We start from the raw sequence: 15,517 nt of genomic DNA on the forward strand, positions 1-15,517 counted from the left end.
ACGCACCGCTCACACTAGGGCGTGCAAATGACACCGTGTGTACGTGCGATCCAGACGTCCACTGGGTCCGTGCAGCGATCGGACCCGACGCAGCAGACTGCGTGGCTACTATGCCAGCCGGTGGATAGCTCGGCTCGAGAGCCGACGAAGGGCGTGCCAAGCTGCGATAAGCTCGAGGGACCCGCACGGAGGGGAAGAACTCGAGATACCCGAATAGGAATCCTCATCGCAATTGCTTTGCGCAATGGGGAACGCCGTGAACTGAAACATCTCAGTAACGGCAGGAAGAGAAATCAATTACGAGACGTCGTTAGTAACCGCGAGTGAACGCGACACAGCCCAAACCGAAGCCCTCACGGGCAATGTGGTGTTGGGTCTGGCTCTCATCGTCCGAAACGGTTCGTGAAGTCTCCTGGAACGGAGCACGATACAGGGTGAAAGTCCCGTAACGAACTGTAGTACGGCGTGCGTCAGTACCAGAGTAGCGGGGGTTGGATATCCCTCGCCAAGATCCCAGGCATCGACTGGGAAGGCTAAGTACTCCTCGAGACCGATAGCGAACAAGTAGCGTGAGCGAACGCTGAAAAGCACCCCAAGAAGGGAGGTGCAATAGGACTTGAAATTGGCTGGCGATGGAGCGACGGGGCACAAAAGGTCCCTTGCAAAACGACAGTAGTGCGAACTACCAGTAGGAGGCAAGGGAAGCCGGTGTTCCGTCGTACGTTTTGAAAAACGGACCAGGGAGTGTGCTAGATTGGCGAGTCTAACCCGATTATCGGGGAAGGCGTAGGGAAACCGACATGGCCGCAGCGCTTTGCGCAAGGGCCGCCGTGTTCAAGCGCGGGGAGTCAATCCGGCACGACCCGAATCCGGGCGATCTACGCGTGGGCAGGGTGAAGCGTGCCGAAAGGCACGTGGAGGCCCGCTAGGGGTGGTGTCTTACAATACCCTCCCGTGACCTACGTGTAGGGGTGAAAGGCCCATCGAGCCCGGCAACAGCTGGTTCCAATCGAAACATGTCGAAGCATGACCGTTACCGAGGTAGTTCGTGGGGTAGAGACACTGATTAGCGGCCCGGACCCCGAGAGGGGTCTGACCGCTTGTCAAACTCCGAACCTACGGACGCTGTCGACGTAGCGAGTCCGGTGTGCGGGGTAAGCCTGTGCACCATGAGGGAGACAACCCAGAGTCGGGTTAAGGTCCCCAAGTGTGGGTTAAGTGCGATCGAAGGTGGTCCCGAGCCACAGACAGCCGGGAGGTGAGCTTAGAAGCAGCTACCCTCTAAGAATAGCGTAACAGCTTACCGGCCGAGGTTCGGGGCGCCCAAAATGATCGGGGCTCAAACCCACCACCGATACCTGACCGTGCCCGTTACAGGGCAATTGTGTAGATTGGCGCTCTGATCGGATGGAAGCTCGGGTGAGAACTCGCGTGGACCGATCAGTGACGAAAATCCTGGTCATAGTAGCAGCGTTAGTCGGGTGAGAATCCCGACGGCCTCAAGAGTAAGGGTTCCTCGGCACTGCTTATCAGCCGAGGGTTAGCCGGTCCTAAGTCTCGTCGCAACTCGAGCGAGACAAATTGGGAAACTGGTTAATATTCCAGTGCCGTCGTCCAGCGAAAGCCGACGCTTTCGGATCGACCATGCCGGGCACTCGCCCGGTCGAATCACCGAACGCCGTGGAAGCCGTCATGGCACGAAGCGGCCGAATAGTGAGATAGCGCAAGATGGTTCAACCGAGAGCCCGTGAAAAGGTGAGGACGACGTCCGTACCGAGATCCGACACAGGTACTCTGGCGGCGAAAGCCAAGGCCTGTCGGGAGCAACCGACGTTAGGGAATTCGGCAAGTTAGTCCCGTACCTTCGGAAGAAGGGATGCCTGCCCCGCAACGGGGCAGGCCTCAGTGACTCGGATGCTCCGACTGTCTACTAACAACATAGGTGACCGCAAATCCGCAAGGACTCGTACGGTCACTGAATCCTGCCCAGTGCAGGTATCTGAACACCCCGTACAGGGGGACGAAGGACCTGTTAACGGCGGGGGTAACTATGACCCTCTTAAGGTAGCGTAGTACCTTGCCGCTTCAGTAGCGGCTTGCATGAATGGATTAACGAGAGCATCACTGTCCCAACGTTGGGCCCGGTGAACTGTACGTTCCAGTGCGGAGTCTGGAGACCCCCAAGGGGAAGCGAAGACCCTATGGAGCTTTACTGCAGGCTGTCGCTGAGACACGGTCGCTAGTGTGCAGGGTAGGTAGGAGTCGCTACACAGGTACGTGCGCCAGCACGCCACCGAGACACACATGAAACACTACCCACTAGTGACTGTGACTCTCACTCCGGGAGGAGGACACCGGTAGCCGGGCAGTTTGGCTGGGGCGGCACGCGCTTGAAAAGATATCGAGCGCGCCCCAAGATCACCTCACTCGGGTCGGAGACCCGAGGAAGAGCGCAAGAGCACAAGGTGGTCTGACAGTGACCAGCACAACAATGGTCACTGACGCGAAAGCGTGGTCTAGCGAACCAATCAAGGTCCTCAATGGGCCGGATTGATGACAGAAAAGCTACCCTAGGGATAACAGAGTCGTCACTCGCAAGAGCTCATATCGACCGAGTGGCTTGCTACCTCGATGTCGGTTCCCTCCATCCTGCCCGTGCAGAAGCGGGCAAGGGTGAGGTTGTTCGCCTATTAAAGGAGGTCGTGAGCTGGGTTTAGACCGTCGTGAGACAGGTCGGCTGCTATCTATTGGGGGTGTTTTGGTGTCTGACGGGAACGATCGTATAGTACGAGAGGAACTACGATCGGTTGCCACTGGTGTACCGGTCGTCCGACAGGGCGAGTGCCGGGCAGCTACGCAACACGGGGTAAGGGCTGAACGCATCTAAGCCCGAAACCCACCTGGAAAAGAGACACCGTTGAGATCACCCGTATAATACGGGGTCGATAGAGACGGGGTGTACGCGCCGAGGCAACGAGGCGTTGAGCCCGCGTCCACTAACTGATCGAAGCCACACATTCATACCGCATTGCTGCGTCTGTTCAATCGCTGGACGGACCCAGGCGTTAACTGGATCGCACGTACATTACGGAAACCGACGCAGGAGCCTTACCGCGTCGCGGTTCGATTCCGCGAGTCGGCGTTAAGGCGGCCATAGCGGCGGGGTCACTCCCGTACCCATCCCGAACACGGAAGATAAGCCCGCCTGCGTTCCGGCGAGTACTGGAGTGCGCGAGCCTCTGGGAAATCCGGTTCGCCGCCTACCACTCATTTCACCCTCGCACAGTGCCAACGCTGTGCGAGGGTTTTTTTCATACGGTCCGATGTGCTATGTATTGGCGTACCAATGGTTTTAGCCGTCGCCGCCGTACAGTTGCTATGGTCCGACAGGTTCCCCTGAACGAGTTCGATGCCCTCCTCGAGGAGCTTTCCTGCCCCGTCGAGCGTGCTACCGTCCGCGAGACGTACGACGACGTGGTGCTCCAGTACGCCGACGGCGAGGAGCGTCTCGTCGACGTCATCGATCGCACGGCCAGCGAACGCTTCGAGTCACCGGACGATCTCTCGATGGAGGTGTTCAGCGAGCTGCCCGTCCAAGCGGTAGGCGAGCCCGGTCAGTCCGAGGGTGAGGGGTAGGCAATCGCGTTCGTAGCGATCCGTCGGAGAACGCAGCGGAACAGCTGCTGCCAAGAAAGCCCTCGGCGCGCTCGCGCGCGTAGCTCGCGTGTCGACACTCCGTTCCTCCCGCTCGCAGTTGTCGAGGGCTCCTACCGGAGGACTCGCTGCGCCCGGTTCGGATAGGGCCGGTCGAGACGCACGCGGGCATTGCAGTCGGCGTCACCGACCGCCTGTACCGTGGCGGCATATGCCGGCAGGAATGCCTTGCCAATTGATTGCGTCAGGGGATGGAGATCTGGTCGCACGCGCGACGCGCCCGGGGCTCCTCTGCTCAATGCTGTCCCTCGGTCTAGGAGCGTAGCTGCTCGTTCGGGTTTGTTTGCTGAGGTCGGGTTGGCATTCTGCTGGTGGGACAGTCGACAGTCCGTCGCACTGGAGAAACCCGCCGTCGCTGCGTCCTACCCGCCGCCTCACCGATCGCCGCCGAGATGCTCCACGGAGAGCCGCCCGACGAGGAGACGGACGACCACGAGTGCAAGCGCGCCTGCGACGAGGTAGCCAGCGAGGAGCGTCCACGTCTGCCCCGTTGGATTCCCGACGGAGAGCTTCGCGACCGTGTTTGCGGGATGCTCGGGGAGACGGGAGGCGACGACGAACGCCGACAGTACGCCGACGGAGTAGACGAGCTGCGCCTGCCGGCGGTCCGGCGCGAGCAGTGCGATCGTGATGCCGAGGCCGACGATCGCGGCGGTGATCGCCGCGACGAGGCCGAGCACTGCGGGCACGTTGTCGATCGGAATCCCGTTAACATGCAACAGCCCCAGCCAGAGGGCGACCTGCGCGGGCGCGAGCGACGCGGCCGCGAGCAGTTTGCCGTCGAGTATGTCGACGATCGAGACCGGGGCCGCCCGGAGCAACTCGAAGGTCCCTCGCTCGAGCTCCTCGCTGATGGAGTCCACCGCGATCGATCCGCTGATGAACACCGGCAGGAAGCACAATAGCGGGACGAGCACGGTGTAGGTGAACCCGACGTAGGGGCTTCCCGAGGACTCCTCGGGAAGCGTGATCGGTTCGAACTCGAGCCGGTCGTCGAACGCGGCACGGCGATCCCGCTCGAGGGCCTCGAGTCCGTCTCGGATCCGCACGACGACGAGCGTGCTCTGCACGCCGGAGTCGGCGACGGCCGCACGTATGCGCAACCGACCGTCCTCGCTCTCGGTGACGGTGAGGAGGGCGTCGTACTGTCCGTCCCGGAAGCGGGACTCTGCCCCGTCGGCGTCGGCGAAGCTGACTGGCTGGATGCCGTCGACGGAGTCGAGCGCGCGCGTGACGTCCTCGCCCCCTTCGCCGGTGATCGCGACGTCGACCGAGCCGCCCTCGACGGAGGAGGGGTCGTACATCGAGACGAGCCCGACGACCAGGAACGAGGAGAAGCCGGCGACGAACAGTTGGATGAGCAAGGCGAGGACGATCGTCTTCTCGCTTTTCAGCGCGGCGAGCTCCCGCCGGGCGATCGTGAGCCGGGGATCACGTGGCAAGCGCGATCACCCCGAGGTTGTACGCGGCGTGGACGAGGACGGCGACGGCGAGTGCAACGCCGTACTCTCGCCCGTTCCGGCTCGCTCCGACCGCGCTGATCGCGGCGGTGACGCAGTGGAGCACGAGCGGTGCGAGAAACAGTGCGATCGCGATCGTCGGTGCGACGTCCGTTCCGGGCGTGAAGGCGGCCTGTGCGATCTCGAGTTGATCGAGTCCGACGAGCTGGACGGCGTGGGTGACCTTCTCCGCGAGGAAAAAGCCCGTCCCGCTCGCGAGCCCCAGCCCGATCGCGATGGGCATCCCGCGATCGAACCGGTCGTGCTCGAACGCCGCGTAGACGTGGATACTCTTGGCGACCTCCTCGATCACGGCGACGAGAAGCATGATTGCCGGCAACGAGACCGCGAGCGGGAGCGCGAACAGGATCGCGACGGAGAGCAACTCGAGGACGAACACGAACGGGATGAACACGGCGGTCATCACCGCAATGTGTCGCCGCCGGTGGATCCACGCCGCCAGCGCGTCGAGGGCCTTCCGGTGGACTGGCAGCTGGGTGAACATGTCCTCCTCGCGGTAGATCCCGGTGCCGAGCCCGAACAGGACGCCGCTCGCGAGGAGCGACGGGCCGATCGCGAACGCGATCTCGCCGAGCCCGACGCTCCCGCCGTCCAGGTCCATGACCACCAGAGTCAGCGGCGAGATCAGCGCGATCGGCGTGACGTCGGTGAAGATCGCGGGGACGAAGACGAACGTCGTCACGAGCACGCTGATCGAGACCGTCAGGAATGTCAGCTCCTTGTAGGAGCGGGCGAACATCGCGCCGAGGAACGTGAGCCCGAGGAAGAGGAGCCCGATCGGCAACACCGCCAGCACGGAGAGCGGGCCGCCGCCGATCAGCGCCGCGATCCCGACGGTGATCGCTGTGATTGCGCCGAGATAGGGCAGGGTCTTCCCGCCGACGACGTCCGTTCGCGTGACGGGCGCGACGAGCAACAGCTCTCCCCGACGGTTGCGCCGCTCGTCCATGATCGTCGAGCCATACGCCTGGATCACGAAGTTCATCGGCAGCACGAACACGAAAGCGAGCAAGAGCGAACTGAATGGGAATGGCGCGGAGATCGCACCGGGCGTCCCGCTCTGGGCACCCCCGCCGCCAAAGCCGATATCGGGAACGGGGAGCTCAGTGTCGCCACCGGATCCACCGTCGTCCCCCGTGCCCGCGTCAGTACCACCGTCGCCGGTACCCCCGTCACTCGTCGTCCCGTCGCCGGCCGTCCCGTCGCCACTGCCGTCACCGGCGGTACCGTCAGTTCCAGCAGAGCCGCCTCCGTCTCCGCTTCCGCCGTCGCTCGCCCCGTCGCCTCCGACCCCATCACCTCCTCCGCCGTCACCGCCTACCGCGGCGCCGCCTGATTGCTCGACGAACACGAGATCGACGAGGACCGGGAACGCCGCCGCCTGATCGTCCTCGGCGCGAAGGTGACGGTTGTTGAAGGAGCGAATCGCGTCGCGGAGTTCTGTTTGCGCTGCGTCGCCGGTCGTCGTGTCGGCGACCCTGACGACGTCGTCGGTTACGACCAGATCGGCGTCGTCGGCGTCCCCCACGATACGGAGCGAGGAGCGCTCCTCGATCGCATCGTGGTAGGGGTGATCGTCGTCGACGGCGACGGTGTAGAGCCCCGCGTCGAGCTGCCCGGCGCCGCTCGTGATCGCGGGCGCCCCGGCACCGGCGGCGAGGAGCGCGACGATCAGAACGGCGACCGTCCGTCTGTCGACCGTCCCCGTCGCGGTGGCGACCTCCCAGCGTGCGATCCGGAGGAGCTTCCGCAGCCCCACGGTTATCCCAGCCTCCGTGCGCAGTCGGTGTGTGCGTACTCGGTGTGGTGGGCGTTCGTCTGGTTGGCGCGGTCATCGTTCGCGTATTTGGCGTCCTGTGTCGTAGGGCGCGGTCTCCGCGGGCGCCAGCTCACGCTTGGGCCTCCCGGTCGTCGCCGGCGAGGTCGAGAAAGATCTCTTCGAGAGTCGACCCTTCCGTGCGGACGTCGAGCACCTGGCCGCCAGCCTCGGCCGCGTCGGCGCGGACGGCCTCGACCTCCTCGAACCGCCCGACGACCAGTTTGTGTCGGCCGTTCTCCCGGACGCTGCCCTCGATCGGAACGTCGGTGTAGACGTGGTAGGCGCTCTCGCCGTGCTCGTCACGGATCGCGTCCAGCGTTCCCCTCGCCACGATCTCGCCCTCGTTCATGATAGCGACGCGGTCGCAGACGTCTTCGACGTGGTAGAGATTGTGCGCGCTGAACACGACCGTCTTCCCGCGCTCGGCGAGCTCGCCGACGAACTCGTTGACGTAGTTCGTCGTCCGCGGGTCGAGCCCACTCGCTGGCTCGTCGAAGATCAACACGTCCGGATCGTTGACGAGCGCGCGGGCTATCGCGACCTTCCGGGTCATCCCTTTGGACATGTCGCCGATCTTGCGGTCGCGGTGTTCGAGTTCGAGGCGGTCGAGATCCCGCTCGATCCGCTCGGCCGCGACGTCGCGGGGAACGTCGTAGAGATCGGCGAAGAAGGTGAGATAGGAACGCGCCGTCATCTCCTCGTAGAGTGGCGACTCCTCAGGCAGGAAGCCGAGGTTCCGGCGCATCTCCGGATCGCCGGCGTCATGTCCAGCGACTGTCGCTGTCCCCTCCGTCGGTTCGAGCAGGCCGGCGAGCATCTTCAACGTCGTCGTCTTCCCGGCGCCGTTCGGGCCGACGACGCCGAAAACCGCCCCGCTCTCGACGGCGAACGTACTGTCTGCGACGGCGACGAATCCGCCGTACTCCTTTCGCAGGGACGCGACGTCGATCATTGCGAAGGTGTTGGCAGGTCCGGTAGTAAAAACGCCCGGCCCCGAATCGGGAGTGGTGGACCGGTGGATCGCTTCCGCTGCGGCCTCGAATCCAGAACGATCGGGGCCGCTCGCAGTTACGATGCTGCCTCGAAAGCCCTCGGCTGGCTCGCGCACGCTCAGCCGGATATCCTCGCTCGTTTCACTCGCTCGGATAGGGCCGGCTGAGGCGCACGCGACCCCGCCTCGCCCTTTCAGTCCTCCAGGGGCGGTGGAACGTTTTGGGCCGATTCGCGGGGGTCGGTCGGTGAAGCGGACCGTGGATTGGTTGGGGAGCTGCGTCTGTGTGGGTTCGACTGTCGCTGACGCGGTGAGACGGACGGTGTGCTCGAGGCTCATGCCACACGTCGTCTCCGGGGCCAGATCTCCTCGGTGCTCGATGACTGGGTACTCGTCGTCGACCCCGTCTCGATCGACATGGCCGATCGTGAGGGAATCCCGTCTCACCAGCCAACTGAACCGTTCGTCGATGGCAGCCGCTGCGATCGACGTTCGTGACGAGAGCGGCTGCCTACCGAGGAACGCGGCACGACCATATCTGAAATATATAAAATTATTATTCATATGGGGAATTTGATCGTATGGTGTTCGGTGGCCTCTACTTGGCCAGAGTACGCTGGCCCGGTCATGTGCTGGAACTCTATTGTATATGCGTTCCACACCAGAGGGGGATCGTTGAACCGTTGGTGTGTCGCCGATCGAGTAGTGGCCCACCTGACAACTGTGTGGTGAATGCCGGATGGAGTTCTCTACTGATGGATCGGATATTCGAACAAAAATTGGCAATAGGGTTGTTTATCCTATCTTATTCATGCCTCTCTCCTCACTGATGTCGCTCCATGTCCCGTTTGATCCGCATGGGGAAGCGGAGAGAGACACACTCGTCAGAGAACCGATTCGATCCACACTGCGAACCTGAGGGAATAGAGGAGTCATTCGTGCGCTTCATCGTTGTCCCGGGTCGCCACTACCTGCTCACCCCTGTGTCGTCTACGTCGATAGAGCGCACCGATAACAAATAGTATGCTATTCTGATAAAAATCCAATATCCTCTGCTTTTCTATGATAATATTCGGTGGGTCCTCTCGCCACCGTCTGCTCGCTGGATTCGACCACGGCCGCGTCTTCTGGGAGCAGTGCAGTGATCAGGAATCCCGTCCGCTGACCAAAGTATCCAAGCAGTTCGGCGATCCGTTCGGCATCGATAGCTTCGACCGAGTCGAGGACGACGAACGGCACGTCGTCGTACACTCTGTGGACGATGTACCCCGACAGCGCCAGTACGAGTCCGAGGACCTTTCGCTCCGATTCGCTCAGCGTCCGGACCGAATCCTCGTAGACGGCACCGTCGTCACCTTCACGCACGACGGTGAGTTCGAAGGTCCCCGGCTCGGCCACGGCGTCGCCGGGCTTGTGGTCGATCCAGATACGCGCGATGTTCTCGTAGTCGAGGACCTCGACGACGCGCTCCATGTGTTCGTTGAACGCCGACGCGAGTGCCCGCTCGGCGGCTTCGACGCGCCCGCGGAGCGTATGGAGCCCCTCGACCACTGCATCGCGTGCTTCCTCGACGTCCTCGCGATCGTCGACGAGCTGCTGGATTCGCTCGATCTCTGTCTCGACGCCCTCGAGCTCGCTCTCTGCCTGTCCGCGCTCGTACTCCAGTTCTGAGAGGCGCTGATACGCCTCGACCAGATCGCTCTCTCGAAGCGCTTCCGTCTCGTCGACGCGGCGTTCGAGCTCCTCGATCTCCGCCGCGAGCTCTTGGGCCGATTCGGTGCGTCGCTCGGCCTCCGATCGGTGGTGGTCGATCTGGTCTTCGATCCGTTCGGAGCGTGACTCGAGCCGTCGGTACTCTTCGCGTTCGTCGTCGAGTTCCTGTAGCCGATCCTGCAGTTCGTCGATCTCGTCTTCGATCTCACCAACATCGGCGTGCAGATCGGCCCGGAGGTCGCGAAGGGTGTCGAGTTGGTCCCGAACTGCATCCACCGCCACGTCGCTTCCACACGTCCAGCACTCGACCGTTTCGTCGGCGGGATTCAGTTGATCGGTGACACTGTCCGACCCCGGGGGAGCCTCGCTCTCGTTCGCTCTGTTCCCACCGATCGCGTTGATGTCGATGTCGTCGTCCTCCAGCACCGTCTCGTTGAATCCGATGATGGCGTCGACGTCGGTGTAGGTCGCTTGGCGGTCGCGTTTTCGGCGTCGTTGGCGTGCGAGTTTCTCGTCGATGCGTTCGATCTCTTCCTCTGGAACCGCGGTCGCTTCGAGCGTTGCTTCGACTTCTGTAGCCTCTTCTTCGTACTCTGCGGCCTTCTTGCGGTGGTACTTGGCCTCGTCCTTCGTTTCTGCGAGTTCGGAACGGAGGTCCTGGAGCTGTTCGAGTAGCTCTTCGGCCTGCTCGGCTTCGGCCTCGCTTGCATCGTAGGCGTCGACCTCCGCCTCGACGTCTCCGATCTCTGTTTCGATTTCCTCCAGTAACTTCTGCTTCTGTTCGCGCTGGTCGCGAAGAGTTGGAAGCCGCTCCTCCTCGCCATCAATCGTCGCGAGGTACTCGTCTATCTGCTGGAGTTGGGACTCGAGGTCATCGATTCGTCGGTCGACGGCTTCCGTGTCGACCGGTCGCATCAAGAGGTCCCGAAGCTCAGTCGGGTCGCCGCCTCGCTCGACTGCCCGTCGAACGGGATTGTCCTCGAGGAGCGTGACGAAGGCGTCGACGACGTCGCCGTCGTCCGCGAGCGGGTCGCCACCTGCAACGACGCTGCCTCGATCGGTTCGGGTGAATGTACGCGTGTACGTCTCTTCACCGAAGTCGAGCTCGACGCGCCCCACGTCGGCGTCCGAGGATAGTGTCGTCGCTGGCGCCGCAGTCGCTTCGGTCCCGAGTGCTGCACAGAGCCCGCGGAGTGTCGACGTCCGATTGGTCGCGTTGTGGCCGGCGATTGTCGTGATGCCAGCGTCGATCGTGACCTCGCCTTCGTCGATGCCGCCGATTTGTTCGAGCGAGAGCGTGGCGGTCGGCGGTGCATCGATAGATGGCGTCTCGACGTCGGTGTCGAAGGATGCCTCGACGTCGGTGTCTACGGTATCGACATCGAACTCGTCGACTGGCGCGTCGCCGCCGCGATCGTCCCTGGGTCGGGATGGTGGATCGAACTGTGACATTCTTAGATCGTCAACGGAGTTGCGACGCGATCGGTTCCGGATCTACTGGTCAAAGACACGACCACTCCTCCCGTTCGTCGTGACTTATAGATTGTGGACGTCGTCGACCTCTAGTAACTGGTCCGTGGGGCGTGGGATCGCCGGATCCAGGAACGGTTGTTCACTCTACTGCGACGCACACGCACAACTCGCTTCGTCGAGGAGTTCGTCCACGGCGTAGGTCTCTTCACAGTCCGGACAGGTCACCCGTACCGTGAGTGACGCTTCGAGAGGCCCACTGTCGAGCCTATCTGCCCGACGGAGGGACCCTAGTGACTGTTCCACGACCGACCTGTCGCGCTCGATGATCGAGGCGATCATCTCACGAGTTTCTTCGACCGACGGATCGGCTCGCGACCGTGCCGTATCGACGCCCAGGTGGTCGTTCAGGTGCCGGCGCACCGTCTCGTGGGAGACGAACTCGCGCTCGAGCGAACCGACGTCGACGTCACTCCGGTCGAGCGCAGTTGCGATGCGTTCGCGGACGGCAACGTCGACCGACATCTCTTCTGCAGGGGTGCCGATGACTACCGATCGAACGGTTCCGGGATCGGCCGCGATCTCCACGCCAGCTTCGCGAAGCGCACTCTCCAGGAGCTGTTCGTCGACGTACTTGGCGAGTTCACGTAGACTTGCGTCCTGATCCTTCCGCAGTTGTCGGAGTTCCTCGTCGAGCGTCGCGAGTCCACGTCGGTCGGCGGCTGCGGCCACTTTGCAGCATGGATCGTCCGCGTCGAGGTCGTGGTCGGAGGTTGCCATGGCGGCTCTGCCAATCGATAGCACGAACGCTCGTATAGGTCTTCATATTGTACGTTCGAGCCGTTCCATTGGCCCAGCCATCTGGATTCAGAGTAGATTGGGTCGCTCGAGTACCCCACTAGCTGGACCCCGTGATGGACGTCTCGCTGCAGTTGATCCCTTCTCACGCTCCGGGGAATTGTTTGACAGTGTTGTATTGTCAAACGCTCTGCCCGGAGTCCGTTCTGGGAACTCTGACGCCAGTAAGATTCTGTAAATATGAAAACAATTTGTTGCACCATCCAGGATTGTTGGATATCTTGGTGATTGTTCCACGTATGTGTTTGCCAACGGTTCTACCTACTCTCCTCACGTTTCCGGGCAGGATCAGTGCGCACCTGTCGCATGCGGGAGTTTCACAAACAATCTCGGGCGGATCGAGATCGACCGCGTCCTTTCGTATATGGTGGATAGAATATATTGAGTTCCAATATAAGAGGTATGCTATCGGTAGAAATATTCCAATGGTGGAAAATCCCCGATCCACGGCCACGTTTATCACGCAGTCGCGCGTGTGGTATCGTATGGGACAATCGTCGACGGGGAACTCGATCGGCTCGCTGGAGCGTGCGTTCGACATTATCGCGCTCCTACGCGAGCGGGGATCCCTCACCCTCACCGAAATCGCAGAGGAACTCGGCGTACCGACGAGCACGGTACACGTCTATCTCAAGACGCTCGAGAAGGGGGGCTTCGTGACGGTCGAAGACAGACAGTACCGCAATAGTCTGAAATTCCTCGAAATCGGGGGTCAGGTCCGTCAGCAACTCGATATCTACAGAGCTGCGGCTCCAGTTCTAACCGACATCGCAGGGATCACCGGCGAACGTGCGGGATTGGGTGTCGAGGAGAGCGGCAAGCGAGTTCTCATCGGCGCAGAAGATGGCCGAGGGGCGGTGAGTGACAACATCCCAATCGGCGAGTTCACGGAACTGCACTGGACTGGGCTCGGAAAGTGTCTGCTGGCGCATCTCCCCCACGAGCGCCGGGAGTCGATTATAACGGACAATGATCTCCCTCGCGCGACCGAGAACACCATCACCGACCCCGGGCGGTTACGCGAGGAACTGTCGACGATCAGAGAGCGGGGCTTCGCGGTCGAAGACGAGGAGCGCCGCGACGGCATCCGAAGTGTGGATGTGCCGATCCTCACGCCAGAGGGTGAGATCATCGCCGCTATCGGCGTGACTGGCCCCGTTAACCGATTCGGTGCCGAACAGCTCTCACAGTACATCTCCCTGCTCCAGGACAAGGCGAACGAGATCAAACTCAAGACGGTCTACTACTAGTCTGTGCCCGGTCCTGGCGGAACGGAGCGCCCCACGTGATACAATATCTATGGAAAAATTTAAGAGAGTAGTTACTCAACCGCGCCCTGTGCAAATCACAGACGTAGCGGCGACGCCTGTTTCTGTGCCGCTTTCGCCGATCGAAGACGGTGGTATCGCGCCGTACAGGACGAATCACGGGGAACTCTACGAGATGGACCGTATCCTCGTCAGGGTCGATACCGACGAAGGGTACACCGGCTGGGGCGAGGTGCGATCGTTCCTCTCGCCGGAGGCAACCGTCTCCGTTATCGAGGATGGCGTCGCACCGATGGTCGTCGGTCAGTCGCCGTTCGAACTCGAACGGTTCCGCCGGCAGGTGTTCATCGAATATACGAACGCCAACATGTTCTTCGCGCCGGTCGAAACTGCCTGCTGGGACATCGTTGGCAAAGCGCTGGACCGCCCCGTCTACGAACTCCTCGGCGGCTGGACCGCGAACCACCAGACCAACATGCGTCACCGCGAGCATGTCGCTCAGGACGACGACGCTGGATCCGTCGAGTTCGCGTACGCGCTCGGCATCTTCCCACCGGAGGAGTCCCGCCAGTACGCACGGCGTGCCCTCGAGGAAGGCTACTCGGTGCTGAAGACGAAGGCGGGACGAGACTGGCAGACGGACGTCGAGCGGATCGTCGAGATGCACGACGAAGTCGACGGACGACTCGAGTTCCGAATCGACCCGAACCAGGGCTGGACGACCGAAGACGCCGTGCGCTTGGCTGCAAAACTTCAGGACGCAGGTGTTTACCTGCAATACATCGAGCAGCCGATCCGGGTCGATACTCACGGCTCGCTCGAGTCGCTTCGCAACCGCACGGCGCAGCCAATCGCTGCCAACGAGGACACCTACATCCCGCGGAACCTCCGGCAGATGATCGATCGGAGCGCCATCGACGCGGCCGTCGTGGACATCACGCCAGCCGGCGGGATCGCGGGCGTCCGACACCTGGCCGGAATCGCCGAGGACGGCGGCATCTCCGTTGCACACCACTGTGCGTTCGACCTCGGCATTCGGACCGCGGCGATCCTCCATACCGTCCACAGCACACCGGCCATTAACCTCCCAAGCGACACGGCGTACTTCGGCTGGGAGGCGGACGTCATCGAGGACCCCTTCGAGATAGAGAATGGGAGCATTCGCGTCCCGGACGAGCCCGGCCTCGGGATCACCATCGACCAGGATACAATCGATCGATATCGGATCGACGACGCAGCCTAACAGCGTCGCATTCCTCTCGATAACGTCGGAGAACTGAATCGGTGTGGCGGTGCCGTCCTTCTACACTCTGTGCGCCGCCCAGCCACCGTCGACGTAGATGTCCGCGCCGTGGATGTATCTCGCTTCCTCGCTCGCGAGGAACGTGACGACGTCGGCGATGTCCTCAGGTTCACCGAACTCCGGTAGCAGCGTCTGTTCGCGGCTGATCGCGATCGACGATTCGTCCTGATAATCCTGGATCGGGGTCTTGACGTATCCCGGCGAGACGCAGTTCACGTTGACGTTCTCCGGCCCGAGCTCGACGGCAAGATCTCGCGTCATGTTGACCTGTCCGGCCTTTGCCGCGGAGTACGCCGGTCCCGACCCGCCCTCTGTGGCGTTGACCGAAGCGATGTTGACGATGTCGCCCTCAGTTTCCTTGATGTGCGGAATCGCGTGTTTACAACAGAAGAATGTACCATCGAGATCGACCCCGATCATCCTGTTCCAGTCCTCGATAGAGGTCTCTTGGGAGTCACCGACGACCGAGATACCGGCGTTGTTGACGAGCACGTCGATTTGGCCATAGACGTCGAGCGTCTCCTCGACCATCGCCTCGACTCGTTGGTGGTCGGAGACGTCCGTCGAGACGAAGATAGCGTCACCTGGCGTTTCCTGGCGCACGTACTCCTCCGTCGGGACGGTCAGATCATTGTCGTAGTGTTTCCCCTGGTTGGGTTCGTTGCTTCGAGATGCACAGACGACGTTGGCACCCTCCTCACCGAACGCCTGGGCGATCCTCCGGCCGATACCACTCGAGGCTCCGGTAACGATGACTGTTCGATCCTCGTGACGGGCAGAGTTCATTGACGGTGGGTACACCGAATTACCAGATCCTCATTAACGTTTGCGTCGGCTATGCACTCCGGTCGCCGACCCTCC

9 protein-coding genes and 2 rRNA genes are annotated in these 15,517 nt (G+C 62.0%); 5 read left to right on the top strand and 6 right to left on the bottom strand.

What is annotated here, in order from left to right:
• Nucleotides 1-96 precede the first annotated feature (96 nt).
• The 3 genes from MXF70_RS06070 to MXF70_RS06080 all read left to right on the top strand — a co-directional run bounded on the left by MXF70_RS06070 (nucleotide 97) and on the right by MXF70_RS06080 (nucleotide 3,636).
• Nucleotides 97-3,019: ribosomal RNA gene (locus MXF70_RS06070) — 23S ribosomal RNA — on the top strand.
• Nucleotides 3,020-3,143: 124 nt separating this feature from the next.
• Nucleotides 3,144-3,265 (top strand): 5S ribosomal RNA (gene rrf, locus MXF70_RS06075).
• Nucleotides 3,266-3,378: 113 nt separating this feature from the next.
• Nucleotides 3,379-3,636 carry a DUF5789 family protein gene (locus MXF70_RS06080; RefSeq protein ID WP_248518106.1) on the top strand — a complete coding sequence of 86 codons (258 nt, stop codon included), beginning with the start codon at nucleotides 3,379-3,381 and terminating at the stop codon, nucleotides 3,634-3,636.
• Between the two features lie 452 nt (nucleotides 3,637-4,088).
• Here MXF70_RS06080 and MXF70_RS06085 read toward each other — a convergent pair whose 3' ends face one another.
• The 5 genes from MXF70_RS06085 to rdfA form a co-directional block, all read right to left on the bottom strand.
• Nucleotides 4,089-5,156 (bottom strand): ABC transporter permease, encoded by a 1,068-nt coding sequence (locus MXF70_RS06085; protein ID WP_248518107.1) that lies wholly within the window; start codon nucleotides 5,154-5,156, stop codon nucleotides 4,089-4,091.
• Complete coding sequence (locus tag MXF70_RS06090) at nucleotides 5,146-6,993, bottom strand: ABC transporter permease family protein (protein ID WP_248518108.1); 1,848 nt, start codon at nucleotides 6,991-6,993, stop codon at nucleotides 5,146-5,148. The genes MXF70_RS06085 and MXF70_RS06090 overlap by 11 nt, the downstream gene beginning before the upstream one ends.
• Before the next feature lie 130 nt (nucleotides 6,994-7,123).
• Nucleotides 7,124-8,005: an ABC transporter ATP-binding protein gene (locus MXF70_RS06095; protein WP_248518109.1), complete on the bottom strand. Its 882-nt coding sequence runs from the start codon at nucleotides 8,003-8,005 to the stop codon at nucleotides 7,124-7,126.
• 1,065 nt (nucleotides 8,006-9,070) lie between these two features.
• A complete protein-coding gene (locus tag MXF70_RS06100; RefSeq protein WP_248518110.1) occupies nucleotides 9,071-11,209 on the bottom strand; it encodes an archaea-specific SMC-related protein in 2,139 nt (712 codons plus the stop codon).
• A 165-nt stretch (nucleotides 11,210-11,374) separates the two neighbouring features.
• Complete coding sequence (rdfA, locus tag MXF70_RS06105; protein ID WP_248518111.1) at nucleotides 11,375-12,007, bottom strand: rod-determining factor RdfA; 633 nt, start codon at nucleotides 12,005-12,007, stop codon at nucleotides 11,375-11,377.
• Nucleotides 12,008-12,570: 563 nt separating this feature from the next.
• Between rdfA and MXF70_RS06110 the strand changes: the two genes are divergently transcribed.
• Together MXF70_RS06110 and MXF70_RS06115 are read left to right on the top strand one after the other, a co-directional pair.
• Nucleotides 12,571-13,335: an IclR family transcriptional regulator gene (locus tag MXF70_RS06110; protein ID WP_248518112.1), complete on the top strand. Its 765-nt coding sequence runs from the start codon at nucleotides 12,571-12,573 to the stop codon at nucleotides 13,333-13,335.
• 88 nt (nucleotides 13,336-13,423) lie between these two features.
• On the top strand, nucleotides 13,424-14,596 hold the full coding sequence (locus MXF70_RS06115; protein ID WP_248518113.1) for a mandelate racemase/muconate lactonizing enzyme family protein: 1,173 nt from the start codon (nucleotides 13,424-13,426) through the stop codon (nucleotides 14,594-14,596).
• Between the two features lie 60 nt (nucleotides 14,597-14,656).
• On the opposite strand, the gene MXF70_RS06120 is transcribed toward MXF70_RS06115, so the two are convergent.
• Complete coding sequence (locus MXF70_RS06120; RefSeq protein WP_248518114.1) at nucleotides 14,657-15,442, bottom strand: SDR family NAD(P)-dependent oxidoreductase; 786 nt, start codon at nucleotides 15,440-15,442, stop codon at nucleotides 14,657-14,659.
• Nucleotides 15,443-15,517 lie beyond the last annotated feature (75 nt).

Origin of the sequence: Salinarchaeum laminariae, assembly GCF_023204835.1 — an archaeon.
Lineage (GTDB): Archaea > Halobacteriota > Halobacteria > Halobacteriales > Salinarchaeaceae > Salinarchaeum > Salinarchaeum laminariae.